This window comes from Candidatus Protochlamydia naegleriophila (assembly GCF_001499655.1).
Classification (GTDB): Bacteria; Chlamydiota; Chlamydiia; order Chlamydiales; family Parachlamydiaceae; genus Protochlamydia; species Protochlamydia naegleriophila.
In genome coordinates, this window is record NZ_LN879502.1 from 1046564 (window position 1) to 1065033 (window position 18470).

Below are 18470 nucleotides of genomic sequence, written 5' to 3' on the forward strand. Positions count from 1 at the left end.
GGATCTTTCAAATAATGATTGTTTGATTGATGGCACGTTCTAATATCGATTTTTGACTATCCATTATTAATGTTATTCCAACTTTCACTCAGAAAATTAATTAGATGTTGGTGAAAAGAAACAAAAACTGGAATTAAATAAGTGATATTTAAATGATATTAATTATTTAAATATCTGATTGTCAGTTGTTTGTGATATTTTTGTAAAAAATATTTATGGAAAAATAAGTATTGGAGTATATGGGTCTTGAAAAGAAATCAGGTGAAAGGAGGCTAGTGTCTAAGCAATGAACTAAGTTTTTCTATGGATTATTCTTATTCATATACTTTCGACTATCAATAATTTCTGATTGTTTTACATTTTTATAAAGACTTTTGAATTTGCGAGTCATTGCTTTGTAACTATTTATTCAGTGAAATAGCAACGGCTAAATCTTTTAATGTAGGATGATTATGAATAGTTTTTTATTACGTATGATAGCCCGGTCAAAAAACGTTGGATTGGGCTTTTTTTGTTTGATAATAGCTTTCGGTGGTTTTCAGACGTCGCATTTGCATGCTCAGGAGAATTACGCTGATGCTTGCAATGAGAATGCTTGCTGCGAACCTAGCCCCTGCTGTCTGACTACATGTCAGGCTTATATGCTCGGAGCGGTTGCTCTCGTTGGTGCGGGAACTGGAATAGCTGCTTTGGCAAGATCGAATCATAAAGGCCATAGTGGAAGCCGGGGGCCAACCGGGTATGCGGGATCTTCGGGTTATAGTGGTGGGGTTGGGCCAATTGGCCCGATTGGGCCGATCGGCGGTAGTGGTAACACCGGTCCAACGGGTCCTTCAGGTAGTTTTTCTATTCCACGAGGTCCTGCCGAACTGGCATTTACCTTTAATGTCGTAACAACAGATATTGGTTTACCTTTGCTCGAAGGTGAAATAATCGGCATTCTTACCTATCCCGATCAATCCACGCATACAACTGCTCCGATTCCGCTTACAACGACAAGCAATTTTGAAACTTTAATTGTTCCTGCACCTGCTTTGATCGGGACTTATGTGGCAACTTTCTATGTGAACAGAATCAGTCGCGGGACTCTTAGCAGCTTTGGCTCTCTTATTGTTAATAACAGTCTTAATCCCATTGAAAGCTCTACCTTTAATACGTCGGGAGCTTCAGGGCAATTTGGGCAAGAAGTGACTTTTGCTTATACGTATTCGCCTGCAGCTTTGCCGTAACAAGAACAATAAAAGGCCAAACATGTTTGGCCTTTTATTGTATTTATTTTAAACGTTCCAATTCATGCCATTTTCTGCAGGTAGTTGTTTAACTATTCATTTGTTCCTTTTTGCCTGAGTGTGTTATTTTTTTAGTTTCTTTTTAATCTATCGTAGTAAAAAAATGACCCAGCAGCAATATGAAGACCTTTGCCGTGAAATTTGGCACCATAACAGACTTTATTACATTGAGCATCAACCGGCTATTTCTGATGAAGAGTACGATGCACTTTTTAAACGCCTCGAATACATGGAGGCCAGCCATCCGGAATGGATTACTGCTGCCTCTCCCTCGCAAAGGGTGAATGAAAGTCTAACTACCGGATTTAAAACGGTCACTCATCAAACTCCTATGCTATCGCTTGCCAATAGCTATTCGAAAGAGGAGATTGAAGATTTTATCAAGCGCATTCAGAAGTTGGTGGATAAAAAACAATTTGCTTTTTCAGCAGAGTTGAAGATGGATGGAATTGCCATTTCGGCGACATTTGAAAAGGGGGTTTTTACGCGCGGCGTGACAAGGGGGGATGGCAAGCAGGGAGATGACATTACAACGAACATGCGGACCATTGCGGCACTGCCCTTACAGCTTTCAGGTAAAGAAGTTCCTGATTTTCTGGAAGTTAGAGGAGAGGTTTTTATGCCTCGCTTAGTGTTTACAGAGTTGAATGAACAAAAACTTCAAGATGGCGAGCCTCTTTGGGCCAATCCCCGTAATGCTGCTGCTGGTTCATTAAAGCTTTTGGATCCGCAAACCGTTGCAGACCGCAAATTGGCGATTGTTTTTTATGGCGTTGCCGAAGAATCCTCGGCCACAGTGACCAAACAGTCAGAAGTCATTCCTTTTTTGCGCTCAGTCGGCCTTCCAACGCTTGATTACCACGCTTATTGTCATCATTTAGAAGATATATGGCAATTTGCCGAAAAAATTCGGGCCATTCGCCTTTCCCTTCCTTATGATATAGATGGAATTGTCATCAAGTTGGACGATTTTAAGGACCAACGGCGGCTTGGAGTGACAGGTAAAAATCCCAGATGGGCCATTGCCTATAAATTTGCTGCCGAACAGGCCGTGACGCGTATCGTGTTGATTACTGTTCAAGTTGGGCGCACAGGTATTTTGACTCCCGTTGCTGAGCTTGAACCTGTTTTTTTAGCCGGCAGTACCATTGCCAGGGCAACACTTCACAATGAAGAAGAAATTCAAAGAAAAGATATTCGCGTTGGGGACTTTGCGACGATTGAAAAGGGGGGGGACGTCATTCCCAAGGTAGTCAGTGTAGATCTTTCACGCCGCTCTCAAGAGTCAATAGCCTGGGAAATGCCAAAAGAGTGCCCAGCCTGTGGTACGCCTGTTGTAAGGATGCTAGGAGAGGTTGCCGTGCGCTGTCCCAATGAAAGCCTCTGCCCCGAGCAGCAAATCAGGAGGCTTGCTTATTTTGCCGGTAAACAAGCAATGGACATCAATCACATGGGCGAGAAAGTAGTCATACAACTTTTTCAGAAAGGATTTGTCAAATCCCCTTCAGATATCTTTGCATTGACAGAGACACAGGTTGCCCAGTTGAGTGGCTTTAAAGCCAAATCCATTCACAATTTACTTAGCAGCATTGAACAGGCAAAAGAGGTTTCGCTTGAGAGGTTCATCATGGCCCTCGGTATTAAATACGTAGGAACTGGAACGGCTGAGCTGTTGGCTGCAAGAGCTGGGAGTGTAGAAGCTTTAATGCAAATGAGCGAAGGCGAATTGATGAAAATTGAAGGTGTCGGTGAAAAAGTTGCTCAAGCAGTCGTTGAATATTTTGCGACAGAGCAGCATCGGCAAGAAGTTTTTCGTCTTTTAGAGCTGGGTGTTAAGCCACGTACGAGACAGGTGCAGATTTTTACCGATCATGTGTTTCAAGGCAGGATATTTGTCTTAACAGGAAGTTTGGAGCATTATACCCGGCAGGGAGCCTCTAGTTTGATTAAAGAACGGGGAGGGAAGGTGTCTGACTCGGTTAGCAAAAAGACTGACTATGTACTGGTTGGTGCAGATCCGGGCTCAAAGCTCGATAAGGCCCGTTCACTTGGAATTACTGTTTTGAGCGAAGAAGACTTTACAGCGCTTTTAGCTTAATCTAAAGATTCTCTTTTCTAGAAAGATTGGGTGCATTCGCGTAGCGGAAAACCCAATTTTCTCTTCTCTAGGGTTATAGTTTTTATTGTAAAATTGATTGAATAATACCATTTGGTTCGTTATGGTAATTTTTTCAACAAGATCGTACATAGCAACACTAAGGATAGAGAGTATGTTAAAAAAACACTTACCAACATCATTTTGCCACGCGTTAAAATTCTCACGTTTTTTTGTGGGAGCCTTGCTCATCACCGCGGTCACAAGCTGTGCCTGTACCGATTCTCGCAAGCCCCACGCCCGCAATGGAAACAATAAGAATAATGAAATAGCTGATGCAGGCGTCATTCAAGCTCGGCAAGTTAAAAAAGCTGAAGCAGTCGTTCATGGAATAAAGAGTGATGTAAAAGGAATTGTGACGTTTACGAAAGTGCCTGGCGGAGTAAAGATCGTTGCCGATATTGATGGGCTAACTCCTGGGAAGCACGGTTTTCACGTTCATGAGCATGGTGACTGCGGCGGTGAAGATGGAATGGCTGCTGGTGCGCACTTTAATCCGACCAATCACAAGCATGGTGGTCCTGATAGCCCAGAAAGGCATGTTGGTGATTTTGGAAACCTAGAAGCCGATGCAAAAGGGCATGCGCATTATGAGAGAGTAGATAATCTCATTGAACTAGAAGGGGATAACTCAATCATTGGCCGGTCGATTATGATTCATGCCGATGAGGATGACCTAGTCTCTCAGCCATCTGGAAATTCAGGTGCTCGAATTGGATGTGGGGTCATTGAGAGTAAGCCTTGATGGTCTTGGACGATTAAGCTCTAATTGAAGCAACTTCAAGGGAAAAGGCGGGTCTTAATAACCCGCCTTCTTGTTTTATAGCGAACGATCTTAGAAAGATTGGATGATAGGTGTGGGAACCCATTCGCCTAAAAGTGTTTGGTGGCTATAGCCATGGATTTGCACGTGCTGCATCGTACCAATCAATTCATCCCCACCTGGGAACAAGACGTTCTTCCAGCAACGCGTTCTTCCTTTTACCAAGCGATCGTCTTTAAAATTGCGTCGCTCGACTAACACCTCTACTGTGCCTCCTAAAAAGCTTTGTCTTTGCTTGGCGTAAATGTCTTCTTGCAATTGGATGAGTCTCTGGAGGCGGTCTTGTTTGATCTCTTCTGGAATATCATCTCTCCAACGCATGGCAGGAGTGCCTTTGCGCGGGCTATAAGAAAACAGAAAGGCAACAGAGTATTCGATCTCTTTTAAGAGGCGATAGGTCTCTTGGAATTCCTCTTCCGTTTCAGTTGGGAATCCGACGATGATATCGGTTCCGAGTGCAACATTTGGAACAATCTCCCGCAGCATTTGCACTTTCTCTAAGTACTGCTCTACGGTGTAAATGCGGTGCATTTTCTTAAGCACGCGATTCGCACCAGCTTGTAGGGGGAAGTGAACGAATTCGCAAAGCGTTCTAAGATCGCGAATAGCTTCCATCAACTCTCTTGTGATGTCGACTGGGTGGCTTGTCATGAAACGCACTCTTTCGAGACCAGGTATTTTGTCCAGTTGATAGAGCAGGTCGTGGAATAGGCACTTCCATTCCGGTTTGTCTTTTCCGTAGCTATTGACGTTTTGTCCGAGTAGGGTAATTTCTTTATAGCCCTGCTCAACCAGGTGGCGGCACTCTTCTAAGATGCTTTCTGGTGAACGGGAAACTTCGGATCCGCGCGTATAAGGGACAACGCAATAGGTGCAGAATTTGTCGCAACCGCGAATGATCGAGACATAGGCTTTGACCTTATCTTCTCTCTTGGCATTGAGGTAATCGAGTTCAAATTCAAAGTGATCATCCGTGCGGATAGATTGCTGTCCGGAAGCTAGAACTTCATCGAGGACGTGATTTAAGTCGTGAATGTTATTGGTTCCCAGAACGAAGTCGATATGGGGAAGTTTTTGAAAAAGAGAATCTTTTTTGGCATTAGCCATACAGCCTGTCACTCCGATAATGGCCTGACTTTGTTTGGTTAAGCCGAGCTGACCAAGCTTGCCCATGACTTTTCTTTCGGCTAAATCACGGATCGAGCAGGTATTAAAGATGAGGAGATCGGCATCATTTTCATCATGACTGCGCACAAGCCCTCGTGTTTCCAATTGGCCGATCATTACCTCGGAGTCCAATTCGTTCATTTGGCAGCCATATGTACGGACGTAAAATTTTTTCAACTGTCGCATAAAATTTAATTGGGTTAGTTATCGTTAAATTGAGAACCATCTTTATACCGACTCGTTTCGGTATACATTTTGAGTAAAAACATCTAAAGTGTGAAGATGGGTTCTCAAGAATCATTCACATTCAAAGATCTAAGAAGGTTTTTAAAACATCAAAGCAATCATTCCAAGTTTTGAACACTCTCTTAGTCAAAAAGAGAAAGTTTAAAGGTTGAAGATCTTTATTTCAACTATGAAAAAAAGCTTGGCAAAAATAGGTCTAAATCGATATGATTACGGCTTATTATAGTTAAATAGTCAGGTTTAGCGACCTAACCGTTAGCCTGAACTCTTTTTTAAGATAAAAAGAGTGAAAATTACGCATAAGGTTCGAGGACATGCAAAAAAACGCTAAAACATTTATTCCGAATAAAAATGAGACAAAGCTAAACTGGTTTGTTTTAGATGCTTCTGGAAAGACTTTAGGTCGCTTGACATCTGAAATCGCGAAAATTCTTCGCGGCAAACATAAGCCAACTTACACGACATATATGGATTGTGGAGATGGCGTTATCGTGATCAACGCTGATAAAATTGAAGTAACGGGTTCTAAAGAAGCTCAGAAGACATATCACTACTATACAGGTTCAATGAGCGGTCTGCGTGAGATTCCTTACCGCATTATGAAAGCTCGTAAGCCTGAATACATCATTGAGCACGCTGTAAAAGGTATGATGCCAAAAACTCGTTTGGCAAGACAACAAATTAAAAAATTACGTGTATTCCCCGGAAAAGAGCACGATCTATCCGCTCAACAACCTATTCACGTTAACATTTAAGAAGAAGTAAGAGGATTATGTTAGAAGAAACAGTAGCAACTGGACGACGAAAAACAGCTGTTGCGTCCATCAGACTTAGAAGTGGGAACGGCCAAGTTGATATTAACGGAAGATCACTTGAAGAGTACTTTCCCCTTGAAATCCAACGCAGAACCGTATTCGCTCCTCTTGAAAAGTTGGGCGGCAATAATCGTTACGACATGATCATCCGCGTTAAAGGTGGTGGTGTTGAAGCTCAAGCGGTTGCTATCCGTTTAGGATTGGCAAGAGCGCTTGTTGAAAACGATGAAAACCTCCGTCATGATTTTAAGAGCCATGGCTATTTAACTCGCGATTCTCGTAAGAAAGAACGTAAGAAATACGGCCGTGCTGGTGCCCGTAAGCGCTTCCAGTTCTCTAAGCGTTAAAAGCATTTCCTTCAAAGACACAAAGGACAAGTCTTTTGTGTCTTTTTTTCTCATTATATCTTCCCGGTTTTGCCTTTTCTTGACTCATCCTCATTACCTATTTGGCCCGCTTTCAAAACAGCTTATTGAAGCAGACTAGGATTCGTAATCGTTGCAAATAGCATTAATCTTCACCTTCAATCATTTTAGACATGTGCGAAGATAATATCGATATTTTGATTTTATTTTGCAGCCTGGCTAGATCAATATTTTGTACAATCTCTTTTAATAAGCTGAGCTTCATGCTATTGATAACCCGTTGAGGTTCATCGGAATGGATTGAAATAGTTTCATCTCTACTTGGGATTGAATGACTGCCAAGGAAGGGGTAAGGGTGGACAATTTATTAAAAGCCTTTAGAAGACATTGACAGTGGCAAAATAAAAGCTTTGGGCTTTTTGAGGCCTTAGAGAGTTGTTATTTCCTAGGATTTAGGGCGATGCAGAATGGCTCATTCAGCATCGCGAGGCTTCTTAAAAGGAATTGGCCCATTTAACTGCATTTTCTTTTGCTTTTTGGACGGCTTTATCTTTGACTTCAGGCCCACTCAGCATGGGTTCAATGATCAGGCTTCTAATATCGGTAAACCCGATAAATTTCAAAATCGTTTCCATATAGGGAATTTGCAGGTCGAGGCTTTCACCACCAGTTCCTGAGCCATAAGCTCCGCCTCGTGCACAAATTAATAACGCAGGCTTATTTGTGACGAGTCCTTTATATCCATCTGCTGGCGAGTAGTTAAAGGTGTATCCTGGTTGAACGATGACATCTATGTAATGTTTGAGTTTATAGGGGATGCCAAAATTCCACATGGGTAAAGAGAATACGTATTTATCGGCATTTTTGAATTCTGCAATGGTGTGCTCTACTGCACGCCAAGCTTTGCGCTGAGCTTCTGTATGGGCTTGGTTATGCATGATGGCGTATTTAGCATCGATGATGTCTCCATCAAAAGGGGGGATGTCATGATTCCAAAGATCTAAAGTAATGACTTCATCTGTTGGATGAGTTTCCCGATACTCATTTAAGAATGTGTGGGCAACGTCGATCGAGGCTGCTCGTTTTTTTCTTGGAGAAGATTCAATATAAAGAAGGCGACTCATTCAAATTCTCCTGCTAAATTTTTTATCTTTTAGCAGTCTGAGATTTTGTTTGTCAAAACAATAAAATTAAAAATTTAATGTATTTGTTTTGAAGGGTCGGTAATGGTTAATTGAGGGATAAATCTTCGGGGATCATGGATAATGTTGCGTATTTACCACCCATTTCCCGTAGAAGGGATTGCCATAGCTTCTCGGCCGGTGTGTAGAAAATGTGCTTTGAGTCGGCCGGATGCAAGAACCAGTGTCCATCTAAAAATTCACGTTCGAGTTGACCTGCACCCCATCCCGCATAGCCAAAGCATAAATGAATATGCGGGCCATTTTGGTCTGTGATGGCTTCTTGTAAAAACTGTAGATCGCCTCCTAAAAAGACACCATCGCAAATTTTCAATGTTTGATGCTCGATTTGATCGGAGGTATGCAGGAGCATCATCTGATTGGTTTGAACGGGGCCTCCAGCGCGAATACTGATATTTGGATTAACCAACTGACTGATATTGACAATTTCTTCCGGAAGTTCTAAATCCAGGCTCTTATTGATTAATAACCCGAATGAGCCATTTGCATTGTGCTCGCAAATGAGTATGACGCCGCGAAAGAAAAAGCCGGAGTCAATATCTGGGGTGGCAATCAGAAAAGTTCCTTTTTGAATTTGAGAATAGGGCATATTTTCCATCAATAGTCTCCTGCATCACTCTTGAGCGACCACTTGTTCATTGTACATTTTTAAGGAGTCTTCCATTTCTGTCACTCGTCTGAGCAAGTCGGCGAAACGGCAGCTAAACTCGGGGGTATTTAATAGCGAGTACGGATAGCACTCTGCCTCATTTAATACCATAGAAACGCTAGAAAGGGAAGTTGAGATTTCATCAACTTCTCGATTGAAATAATTTGCAAATTGAGCTGGATCAGATAATTTTTCCAATAAGCGCATGCGACGGGCCTGAATTCGTTGCCAGCGTTTATCATTTTGAAATAAAATCCCATATTGCTTGACATCGCTAAAAATTGTTTCACCTTTATTTAAAATAGACTTGAAGCGCAAGTAAAGGTCATCACCCACAAACAGGCGGCCAATTGTTCCTTGACCTTGAGCTATATTAGCAACGAGTTGATCCGTCTGCTCAGTGATTTGATGCAGGCGGCTGGAGGCAAGGCTAAGTTCTTTGGATGCGTTATTAAATTCTTGAAGAGTATTGTCTACAGATGCCCAAGAGTTTTCAGCCCGGTAGCTTAGGTGGCGCACGTTGTGCAGCGTTTCATCGATCACATCCCAAGATCGGTGGGCGCGTTCTGACAGATCGACTAGGTTATTCAAGGTTCGATTCAATTTATCAGGCTGGTTGAGGGAATCTGTAATGTTCACCGCATTTTTCATAGTTTGAGCCAGATTTTCAACAATCTTCTCTTTTTTGATTTCCATCATAACATCATGGAAATCATCCAATACAACTTGAAATTTAGCAGAGAGTTGGCCCATTTGCTTCAAAGTATCTTCCACAGAGCCGGCTGGCGTTGCATAAAGGATCTGATCTTCAACTGAAAAAAGGCGCTCTCCTGGATGGAGCGGTTGCGGATCAATTTCTACATTTTTTTCGCCAAGCAAGCCAGAGGTGCGGATAGAGATTTCATCCGTATTGTAGACATTGACGCTGGAGTCTACTTTAAGAATGAGCTCATAGACATAGATGTCGCCATTATGTGCGATGCGGTCTGTTCTAGCATCCGGTAATTCGGAAATCGAAACGACTTCTCCGACAGGGCGTCCGGCATAGGTGACACGCGTCCCTACATTAACTTTATCGATATTGGTAAAGCGCACACGCAAAGTCTTGGCATTATCTCCAACCGAGGGATGGAGAAATAAGATCATAAAGACAATAATTGCTAAAGCGAGGAGAACAAAAATTCCGATAAGGATGTTCTTAACCGATGCAGCCATAATATCTAAGAACCTCCAGAAAGTTGATGTTTTTCAAGACTGCTTTTATCGATAATAGCATTATTGAAAAATTCATGTAGAGTAGGGTCGTCAATTTTAAAAAAATCTTCTTTTGGGGCAATTTGAGCAATTTTGCCATCGTTGTGAAAGGCTAAGCGGTCTCCCACTTCTAGGGCAGATCGTATATCGTGAGTGACAACAATGCTGGTTGCATTAAGCTCATGCTTGGTTTTGTTGATGAGTTCGTTGATTTGCATTGACGTAATGGGGTCTAATCCTGTTGTTGGTTCATCGTATAGGATAATTTGCGGGCGGTAGACGATTAAACGGGCTAAGGCAGCGCGTTTGCGCATCCCGCCTGAAAGCTCGGATGGCATTTTTCTTTGAGTTCCTTCCAGCCCAACCATTTTTAAAGCAGCATCGACCCGATCGATAATCTCCGATTCAGAGAATGCCGCGTGGGGATGCTGGCGCAAATAAAAAGCTGTATTATCACCCACATCCATTGAGTCGAATAAGGCAGCTCCTTGAAAAAGCATTCCCATGGGCTTGATTTTGGCGCGGTAAACCCGTTTATTCAAATCCGTAATGCGCTCGCCTTCCACTTCGACGTAGCCCTCATCGGGTGCTTCCAGACCAATGATTTGCTTGAGTAATACGCTTTTTCCAACGCCAGATCTTCCCAGAATGACAAGCGTTTCCCCATCTAAAATATCTAAGTTGAGTCCTTTGAGAACTTGCAACTTACCATAACTTTTCCAGACATTGTGTGCGTGGATCATAGGTTAATCGTCAATTTTTCGATTACGTTATTCATAAACTAGAACCATTCGGCCATAAATTCTGTAATATACGTATAAGAAGAATTGAGTCCTAGTGTTAAGAGGAAATTAATAATTAAAATCGCAGAATAGCAAATGACAACGCTGTTAGTTGTCGAGCGTCCAACGCCGGCCGCCCCGCCCCGAGTCGTCATTCCTTTATAACAGGATATGGTAACAATCAGAATTCCAAAAACAAAGGCTTTAACCATCCCGCTTACAAAATCGAATGTCGTAATGTGAATGGGCAGGGGATCGATGAAAGCGCTCGGAGACATTTTATAAAAATAGACGGCGATGATGTAGCCACCAAAAATCCCCATGACAGCACTAAATACCGTTAAAAGAGGCATCATAAGCATTCCGGCAACAAAGCGGGGAGCAACTAAATATCTAAGGGGATTAACAGACATCGAACGCATGGCATCGATTTGCTCTGTAACGCGCATGGTTCCAAGTTCCGCGCACATGGCAGCTCCCACTCTTCCAGTGACCATAAAGGCTGTCAAAACAGGCCCTAATTCTACCAACATGGCTTTGGCTACCATCAATCCAGTTGCGCTAGCTAATCCTTTGTCTGAGAGCTGAAAAAATGATTGGGCAGCAAGCACCATGCCGGTTGAAAATCCTGTAATGGCAACAACGGGTAGTGACATGACTCCGATATCGAATAGCTGATCGCGCACAAGGATCCAAGCCGGTGGGCGGCGCAGCGTGACAAAAATGACTCCTGCAATGAGCAGAACGTAATCTCCAAAAGAGGAAAGAATGCTAAGAATAGGAGACTCCATTAAACGTAAATTTCTTGGCATGGCGGGCTTGCGGGGGTTGCAACTTTTAGGGCTTAACTATGCCAAGCATAGCAGCAACTACCAGTCTTAAAGTCGCAAATTGAGTTTGAGAACACACCCTCTTCATTCACAAAATAGTCGAGATGCCCGACCCCATGTTTCTTAATAAAATTTTCAAGCGCATATTAGGAGATGCAAAGATTAGAGTCAAGATAGGGGCACAATGAGAAGAAGCCAACAAAAAAAGTGTCCCTGAGGAAATTTCCTCAGGGACACGTAAGATTAGATCGTTACCGTTTCTACAGCTCCCACTCTAGCCATTCTTGGACGGCGAGCAAAGTCGGCTGCTGCTTGGATGACGAATAGAACGCCCCCAATGGCTAAAGCAGCTTTTGGATCGAAAGATTGAAGAGGTGGATAGAAGAAGCGGCATGCACCCACACCAGCCAACACGCCTATGGCCGTTGAAGCATAACGAGCGAGGGAATTATCGAAGAAATTGCGAGCGACGCCAGTGACTAGTGCTGCCACACCGCCAACAATCATTGCCGCTTGAGAAGTAACAGAGTAGTGGCCTAGGCTGCCTAAGACTTCGTTAATGCCAAAAACGGCTGCAGTTTGAAGAGTAGGAACAATTGTATCGATCTTGAAGGTTTTAGCATTCAGATTTGCAAACATGAAAAACTCCTATGTAGTTTCAGTAATGATTCCGTCCTTCAGTTTTTAGCTGCTGACTCGAACTTCAAGTTGGAGTAGCATTTGCTAGGACACTTTGTCCATTTGGCTTTCAAAGAGCGTAAATAAAACTGAAGTTATTCTATCACACAGTTTGGCTCGGTCAACTTTTTGGTACTTGATATACCTTTCGTTCGACTTTGCTATTGCATCTTCAAAAGAAATTGGAGACGCAAGATGGGGAAGATAAAAAAGCTAAAAGATTTTTGTCAAGAAATAAGTTGATAAAAAGGGTTTGAAAAGAACAGCTGTAGCTTGCTAAGCAATAAGTAAGATTAGAGAAAAGACCTGGGTGCCTCTCTTACAAATTTAGCCTTGCAAAGAGGTTTCCGGAGCGCGCAGGCTGGAATAACCTTGAGAAATCACTTATCTATAGATAGGTAAACTCAAAATTCTGGTTAATAGTCCTTTTTCCATTTTAATGAAACCTTACCTTGTGCATCGCCTCCAATTTCAACTTCGGCTTGCGCCTTTAAATTCTTGTGAATTTTGGCTTCAATCGCTAGGCGGTTGCCGATATCACTGATGCTTTTATTGATGGATACAAAAACACCTTCAGTGATGTACTTGCCAACCTGCAGCGCAAGGTCTTTATTTTCGCTGTCATTGGAGGTAATGTCTAGACGGTCTATTCCAATGTTATTGCGGATGCGCGTTAAAAAGTCATCGCTGCTGGATGTTTGTTCACTTTCATTTAGTGAAATAAAAGATTGGCTCAACTGATCGCCTTGATCGGGCGTGATATCTGAAATCCCCCGATTAAAAAGAATGTAAGATAAGATTTCCCTTTGAGAGAGAGGTGGATTCGATCTAAAGCTAACGACAAGTTTATTCGTAGGGCCTTTGACGATGATATCGGCTTTGATACGGTCAATTTCTTTGCTGGCAACGACGTAGATGCTTGTTTTTTTGCCGGGAGATCCTGCGAAATGGATGCTTCCTTGAGTCAGATTAAACACTTTTCCGTTAAAATTATACTCTCCACGCATGACTCTCAAATCGCCGTTTAATAACGGATCTGTTGGAGTTCCTGTAATGGCGATGGCTCCTTTCCATTCCGATGTCAGGTGTTTGCCTTCGATCAGAACTTTACCAGGAAATTGAAGCTTGATGTCAAATTCGACTGAAGATAGGGTTGAAGGGGCTTCCAAATGCTGTGGAAGTTGCTCTCCTTCTTTCAAATTGATATATTTTACTTCAACGGATTTAATTTGCTTGGGCAAAGCGCCTTCCATGTCAATAACAGCAGTGTCTACTGCCAGATTCCCTTGCAATTTAGCTTTTTTACGCGTTCCAATTAGCCTTAAAGGCCCGCTTGCCGAAATATTGGCATAGTCTGATTCCATAATAAAAATGTGCGAGGGATGGATTTGAAGATCGAATGGAAAGTCTTTATTTTTATCCACATCAATGACCCCAGAGGCTGTAATAGAGCCGCTTTTGGTGTTTTCAGCAGATAAATTTTTAAGAACTATTTTTGAGCCATCTCCCTCTAAATGTGCTTGAATATTGTGAAAAGTACTCCCAGAGCTCAGGCTCTCATAGGCTCCGTTATAAAGATCAATAGAACCTTGAATGCGCGGAGCATTAATCTGGCCACTCAAATTCAAAGCGATTTTCACATCGCCTGTAAGATTTGTGCTATCGTTGTACAGAAGATGCATGTAAGGATCGATCTTGCCCTCGGCTTCTAAATTCAAGGAGAAGGGGGTAATTTGACTGACATTTAGACCAGGGGGGGACAGGCTCGCTGTAAACGGCAGTGTTCCGTAGGCAATCACAGGAGTATTACCGATACCATTCAAGGTGCTTTGCAGTTCGATTCCAGATTCGTGAATGCTGAAGTCAATTTCTCCTTGAATCAATGGTTTCTGGGTAAAAATGTCCTCGGTGATTTGCATGTTGTGCAGATGAACCTTTAATTCACCAGTCGGTTGTTGAATGAGACCTTCCAGGTAGCCATTGAAAGAAGCTTTTCCTGTCAGTGGGAGATCTGGGGCGATAGAGTGGAGAATTTCTGTGGATATTTCATTGGTATTAAAATGAAAAGAAACTGTTTGCCTTTCCATTAAAAATTCGGCTGCAAGCTCTGCCTCACCCCACCTAACTAATAAGTCCGAGACTTGGATTTTATCTGATTCTTGGACAAGCGTTAAATCCTTTAAGAGCATTAGCGGATACGGGCCAAATGATCCATTTAAATGAGTGAGGATCAGTTCGCGTGAATCTTTTCCAATATGCCAGAAGCCCTCAGTTTGTGCAGTCCATTGATCTTTCCACTGTCCCTGGCCTTGCAGAGTGAACGGCCAAAACTTGTCAGATGGATTAATGGTTGTCTGACCTTGGAGATGGTCAAATACAGCAACGGGTGTTTTAATTTTTTGAATTGAAAACCTTAACTCTCCTTGCAGGCTCTTCAAAGGATCGGCTAGATAAACGTCTACAGCGGCTTCTTGGGCCTTGCCTTGGGGCCATTTAACTTCCTTGGCAAAAACTTTTGCTGATAGATCGTTTAGAGAGAAATTGATTAAATCGGCTTCATGAGTAGATGTTAAAGAAAGGGAAGCCATTTGCTTATCAGCCCATCGAATATTTTGGGCATCAATCTTAGAGGTTAGATGATAAATGTCCTTTCCGCTGTCAGATGGTTCAATCACAATTTGGCCTGTCAGCTGTTCCGCATATAAATCGCTCCAACGCAATGCATAACCCGATAGGTCGCAAATGCCCCCTTGCCTTATTCCTCTTTGGCCGGAAATGGGTTTCAAGTGAATTTTAGCCTCCCCCTCGCCATAAATGGGGAAGGGAAGAAAAGCCGTAAATTCATTGAAATTTCTCGAATAAGCTTCTAAATAACCTTCTAGTATCGAGTTGCTTGAATTAAGTTGCAGCGAGCCTTGAATCCGAGAATGTAGAGCATTAAGCTCTAAATCTGAAAATTGGATCCATCCAGGGCTCGATTTAAAAGCTGTCAGCAGATGGCAGGGGTTGTCTTTATAATTAAGAGAAAGATTTAAGATTCCTTCTAAATGATCTGCTTGAAAAGCTGCAATCAAGGTGGAACTGACCTGTTTAAAGAGATGGTTTTGAATTCTTATAGCAGCGCTGGATCCTTGCAAGGTCATTGTCGGAGTCATTAATGGGCCGGAAATTTCTCCTTGAAGAGCAAGGGGGCCTTCCAAATCTCTTTGGATAAAGGGAGATAAATAAGATAGGTTTTGTAAATTCCCTTCAAACAGTCCATCGTGGATGTTGTAGCTGCTGTCAATGACCGCACTGCCCTTCAAATTTATCCCATGGCTTTTCAATTGGGTGTTCCATACATGGAGGCGATTATCTGCTTTCCATGCATACTTTCCTTTGAGTACAACTTCATTTCCAAGCAGCGTTGCAAGGGATGAGGGCGTGTCTGGCAGATTGGCTATGATTTTGAATTGTCCCTCGATAGAATTGTCTCCCTGCATCCCATTTTCTAAAGCCTCTTGCCAAATGTTTAAGGGAGCCGCTGCAAACAGAGCCATGGTTGCGTCGATAATAGTTGGTTCGTCGCCGATTTTGATAGGATATGATAGGTGGTTGTAATGCGTAGATAAAGCCAGTTGGCGATCGTATAAATCGATTCCGAATAAGATTGGAGGAGTCTGCTCGGTTTTATCAGTGATTCGAATAAGCAGCTGGGAAGAAATGGTATTTCTAAAAGGGTTGTTGCTAACGGACCCCTTCAAACTGAAAAGCGATTGATTGGCTTTCTCAGCGATTTGAGCTGGCAAGGCGAGTCTATTTATGACGGCTGGGCTTAGTTCAATGTCTCTAAAGAGAATGTTCTCAAACTTGACATAAAACGGGATCAAGGCATTTTCGAGTATTTTGAGGGGCTTAGACGGCGCCTCACTTGTGCTTGCCTGTTCGTTTGAGGGAAGTTTGATGACGTGAATGCCTTTTGCGTGGAGAGATGAGCAGACAAATCGTCCTTCGAGCAAAAGCCAATAGGCGCAAGAGAAGTCTAATTGTTGAATAGTCAGCATCTCTTCCCCGCCATCAGTGAGCGAAAGCCCTTGAATGCTAAGGCCTAAAGGGAAAATAAAATCAATATCATCAGCATGAATGCGCGTTTGAGTCTGTCTTTCGAAATAATGAACGGTTTGCTTGAGCGCCCATTTTTGGCCTATCTTTGTATGCAAGGCTCCTAAAGCAACAAGCCAAAGCAAAACAACGATTAAAACTAAGGCTAAGATGAATTTTAGAAGAGTTCTCAAAATTGTCATTACGTTCTCTAACTGTTCAACGGCGATTACTCACCTATGCTCAAGGTAAACTTAATTAAAAGGCTTGTCCAATGCTGAAGTAGACTTCAAATGGATTATCGATGTGGTGCCTACGATTCAAAGGGACGGCAAAATCGGCTCGCAATGGACCAACAGGGGTGTGGTAACGGATGCCAACTCCTGCAGACTGTAAAAATTCCTTGCGAAAGTCGGGGTAATAATTTCTGAAAACATTCCCAATTTCATAAAAAGTCACTAAACCAAAATTTTTACCTATCCGGCTACGCAGCTCTAAAGAATAAATCAATAAGGAGCGGCCACCAAGCGGTTTATGATCCCTGCCTATGGGGCTTACTGTCAAGTATCGATAGCCTCTCAAGGCATTTTCAGAGCCTGCATAAAAACGCTCTGGAGGTGGAATATCGTGCTTGCTAGCTCCAATGATCGATCCAAGCATGAGCTTAGCAGCAAAAACATGCCGCTTGTCTTTCGTTAGTGCTTGATAAAATGACGTTGTCAGGGTATTGATCGAATAGGCAAAGCAGGGTGGTATAAACTGCAGAGACGGGATGACTCTCAGATGTACCATGGCTCCTTTAGTAGGATCTAAGATGCTATCGACGTTGGCCCATTGGAGCTGGAGGGGAACTTTAGCTAAATCGAAAGTTCCATTGCGTTCGGAGCGCTCACTTCGAAGCAACTTATACATTAATCCATATGATATGCGCAAGCGCTCGGAAAGTTTTCTTTCAATTGTAGCTGAGAGAGACAAGGCTTTTTCGGTAAAGGCTTTGGTGTGTTCACGATGGGAATCAAGCTGCCAGATCAAATTTTGGTTTTGACGCTTATAATCTGGGATAAGATAGGTGACACGAGTGTCTTGAAGCTTTTCCCAAATATCTGTACGAAAGCTTAGTTTTTGCCCTTCTCCCGCAATGTTGCGATCTTCCCACTCGCCAGTGATACCTGGTCCAAGCTGGGTTGTATAATTTAATCCAAATCCAATGCTTCGCTGCTTTGCCTCTACGACGTTGATCTCTATCGGCAAAAGGTTTCCATTGAGGGATTGCTGATCCGTTCGAATGTTAACTGATCGAAAAAGACCAGACAGTTCGAGCGCTTCTTGCGTCTTCTCGAGCTTTTTAGGATCATACAGTTCCCCCTCGTGCCAGCGCAACTTTTTATAAAAAAGACTTTTTTGTAAGCGGTCAAGCCCTTTGATATCTATAGGCCCAAAATAGGTTAAAGGGCCTGTATCTACTTCTATCGATACGATGACAACATTTTGTTGTTGATCGGCAAAAACATCTCGCTTGCGAATCGACGCAAAGGCATAGCCCTGTAAATTGAGTTTGTCGAGCAAAATATCTTCGGCTGTAAGAATCGTTTCGGGGATGGCAGGCTGTCCTAGGACCACTTTAAGATCTTCAAGAGAAGGAGGACAAGCTGGCGTGGTTTCTTCACCGTTTTGAAAGTAACGGATGGTAAAATCGGATAAAGGATAAATGGGCCCGGTTTCAATTTGGATGACAACAGAAGAGCCATGATCGGCAACCTGAAAACTGACCTTCGCTTCATAGTAAGCCAAGCTGTGCAGAGCTAAAGTCAGATTCGGAATATCTCCTTCGGCACGCCTTTTCAACCCTACCAGGGTGGCGGGGGGATTATTTTTGAGTTTGACGAGTTGAGAGACTGATTCAACGAGTTTTAAAGTTGACTTATCTTCCACTCCTTCAAAATGAACGTCATAAGCACAACAGGTAGAGAAAGATGTCAAAAATAACACTGCAAAAATAAAAACGACTCTGCTAAAGTGCAAACCTAAATTTTTAATGACAGCGGAAATAAACAAGAGATTATACCTTATTCGTTTCAAGATAAAGACTTAAACCAAGAATAATATAAATTTTGATGAATAAATTAAACTCTCTT

The 18470-nt window shown here is 42.6% G+C and carries 14 protein-coding genes; 5 read left to right on the top strand and 9 right to left on the bottom strand.

Going from position 1 to position 18470, the window contains the following annotated elements; all coding sequences use genetic code 11:
• The first annotated feature begins 452 nt into the window (after window positions 1–452).
• From PNK_RS04265 to PNK_RS04275, 3 genes are all read left to right on the top strand, one after another.
• The gene (locus PNK_RS04265; RefSeq protein ID WP_059060519.1) at window positions 453–1229 is read left to right on the top strand and encodes a hypothetical protein; all 777 of its coding nucleotides are present in this window, start codon (window positions 453–455) and stop codon (window positions 1227–1229) included.
• 163 nt (window positions 1230–1392) lie between these two features.
• The gene (gene ligA, locus PNK_RS04270) at window positions 1393–3387 is read left to right on the top strand and encodes an NAD-dependent DNA ligase LigA (protein WP_059060521.1); all 1995 of its coding nucleotides are present in this window, start codon (window positions 1393–1395) and stop codon (window positions 3385–3387) included.
• 172 nt (window positions 3388–3559) lie between these two features.
• Window positions 3560–4189, top strand: a complete 630-nt coding sequence (locus tag PNK_RS04275) for a superoxide dismutase family protein (protein ID WP_032125362.1) — start codon at window positions 3560–3562, stop codon at window positions 4187–4189.
• A 90-nt stretch (window positions 4190–4279) separates the two neighbouring features.
• Here PNK_RS04275 and miaB read toward each other — a convergent pair whose 3' ends face one another.
• Window positions 4280–5620, bottom strand: coding sequence for a tRNA (N6-isopentenyl adenosine(37)-C2)-methylthiotransferase MiaB (gene miaB / locus PNK_RS04280; RefSeq protein WP_032125363.1), 1341 nt, complete (start codon window positions 5618–5620; stop codon window positions 4280–4282).
• A gap of 374 nt (window positions 5621–5994) precedes the next feature.
• Here miaB and rplM point away from each other — a divergent pair, with 374 nt between their 5' ends.
• Window positions 5995–6435 carry a 50S ribosomal protein L13 gene (gene rplM / locus PNK_RS04285; protein ID WP_032125364.1) on the top strand — a complete coding sequence of 147 codons (441 nt, stop codon included), beginning with the start codon at window positions 5995–5997 and terminating at the stop codon, window positions 6433–6435.
• A 17-nt stretch (window positions 6436–6452) separates the two neighbouring features.
• Window positions 6453–6842 carry a 30S ribosomal protein S9 gene (gene rpsI, locus PNK_RS04290; protein ID WP_032125365.1) on the top strand — a complete coding sequence of 130 codons (390 nt, stop codon included), beginning with the start codon at window positions 6453–6455 and terminating at the stop codon, window positions 6840–6842.
• Between the two features lie 512 nt (window positions 6843–7354).
• Here rpsI and PNK_RS04295 read toward each other — a convergent pair.
• The 8 genes from PNK_RS04295 to PNK_RS04330 all read right to left on the bottom strand — a co-directional run bounded on the left by PNK_RS04295 (window position 7355) and on the right by PNK_RS04330 (window position 18390).
• Window positions 7355–7984 carry an FMN-dependent NADH-azoreductase gene (locus PNK_RS04295; protein WP_032125366.1) on the bottom strand — a complete coding sequence of 210 codons (630 nt, stop codon included), beginning with the start codon at window positions 7982–7984 and terminating at the stop codon, window positions 7355–7357.
• Between the two features lie 106 nt (window positions 7985–8090).
• Entirely contained in the window at window positions 8091–8660 is a 570-nt protein-coding gene (locus tag PNK_RS04300) for a YqgE/AlgH family protein (RefSeq protein WP_059060523.1), read from the bottom strand.
• 15 nt (window positions 8661–8675) lie between these two features.
• Window positions 8676–9926, bottom strand: coding sequence for an MlaD family protein (locus PNK_RS04305; RefSeq protein ID WP_032125368.1), 1251 nt, complete (start codon window positions 9924–9926; stop codon window positions 8676–8678).
• A 5-nt stretch (window positions 9927–9931) separates the two neighbouring features.
• Complete coding sequence (locus PNK_RS04310; RefSeq protein ID WP_051981921.1) at window positions 9932–10708, bottom strand: ABC transporter ATP-binding protein; 777 nt, start codon at window positions 10706–10708, stop codon at window positions 9932–9934.
• A gap of 38 nt (window positions 10709–10746) precedes the next feature.
• Window positions 10747–11559, bottom strand: coding sequence for an MlaE family ABC transporter permease (locus PNK_RS04315; protein ID WP_059060525.1), 813 nt, complete (start codon window positions 11557–11559; stop codon window positions 10747–10749).
• 261 nt (window positions 11560–11820) lie between these two features.
• Window positions 11821–12216, bottom strand: coding sequence for a hypothetical protein (locus PNK_RS04320; RefSeq protein WP_059060527.1), 396 nt, complete (start codon window positions 12214–12216; stop codon window positions 11821–11823).
• A 455-nt stretch (window positions 12217–12671) separates the two neighbouring features.
• On the bottom strand, window positions 12672–16538 hold the full coding sequence (locus PNK_RS04325; RefSeq protein WP_059060529.1) for a translocation/assembly module TamB domain-containing protein: 3867 nt from the start codon (window positions 16536–16538) through the stop codon (window positions 12672–12674).
• 55 nt (window positions 16539–16593) lie between these two features.
• A complete protein-coding gene (locus tag PNK_RS04330) occupies window positions 16594–18390 on the bottom strand; it encodes an autotransporter assembly complex protein TamA (protein ID WP_059060531.1) in 1797 nt (598 codons plus the stop codon).
• Window positions 18391–18470 lie beyond the last annotated feature (80 nt).

Bases quoted from the DNA above. Each gene is read 5' to 3' on its own strand.
- PNK_RS04305 (WP_032125368.1), bottom strand. From the start codon at position 9,926: ATGGCTGCATCGGTTAAGAACATCCTTATCGGAATTTTTGTTCTCCTC.
- PNK_RS04310 (WP_051981921.1), bottom strand. From the start codon at position 10,708: ATGATCCACGCACACAATGTCTGGAAAAGTTATGGTAAGTTGCAAGTT.
- PNK_RS04265 (WP_059060519.1), top strand. From the start codon at position 453: ATGAATAGTTTTTTATTACGTATGATAGCCCGGTCAAAAAACGTTGGA.
- miaB (WP_032125363.1), bottom strand. From the start codon at position 5,620: ATGCGACAGTTGAAAAAATTTTACGTCCGTACATATGGCTGCCAAATG.
- rpsI (WP_032125365.1), top strand. From the start codon at position 6,453: ATGTTAGAAGAAACAGTAGCAACTGGACGACGAAAAACAGCTGTTGCG.
- ligA (WP_059060521.1), top strand. From the start codon at position 1,393: ATGACCCAGCAGCAATATGAAGACCTTTGCCGTGAAATTTGGCACCAT.
- PNK_RS04325 (WP_059060529.1), bottom strand. From the start codon at position 16,538: ATGACAATTTTGAGAACTCTTCTAAAATTCATCTTAGCCTTAGTTTTA.
- PNK_RS04315 (WP_059060525.1), bottom strand. From the start codon at position 11,559: ATGCCAAGAAATTTACGTTTAATGGAGTCTCCTATTCTTAGCATTCTT.
- PNK_RS04295 (WP_032125366.1), bottom strand. From the start codon at position 7,984: ATGAGTCGCCTTCTTTATATTGAATCTTCTCCAAGAAAAAAACGAGCA.
- PNK_RS04300 (WP_059060523.1), bottom strand. From the start codon at position 8,660: ATGGAAAATATGCCCTATTCTCAAATTCAAAAAGGAACTTTTCTGATT.
- PNK_RS04275 (WP_032125362.1), top strand. From the start codon at position 3,560: ATGTTAAAAAAACACTTACCAACATCATTTTGCCACGCGTTAAAATTC.
- PNK_RS04320 (WP_059060527.1), bottom strand. From the start codon at position 12,216: ATGTTTGCAAATCTGAATGCTAAAACCTTCAAGATCGATACAATTGTT.
- rplM (WP_032125364.1), top strand. From the start codon at position 5,995: ATGCAAAAAAACGCTAAAACATTTATTCCGAATAAAAATGAGACAAAG.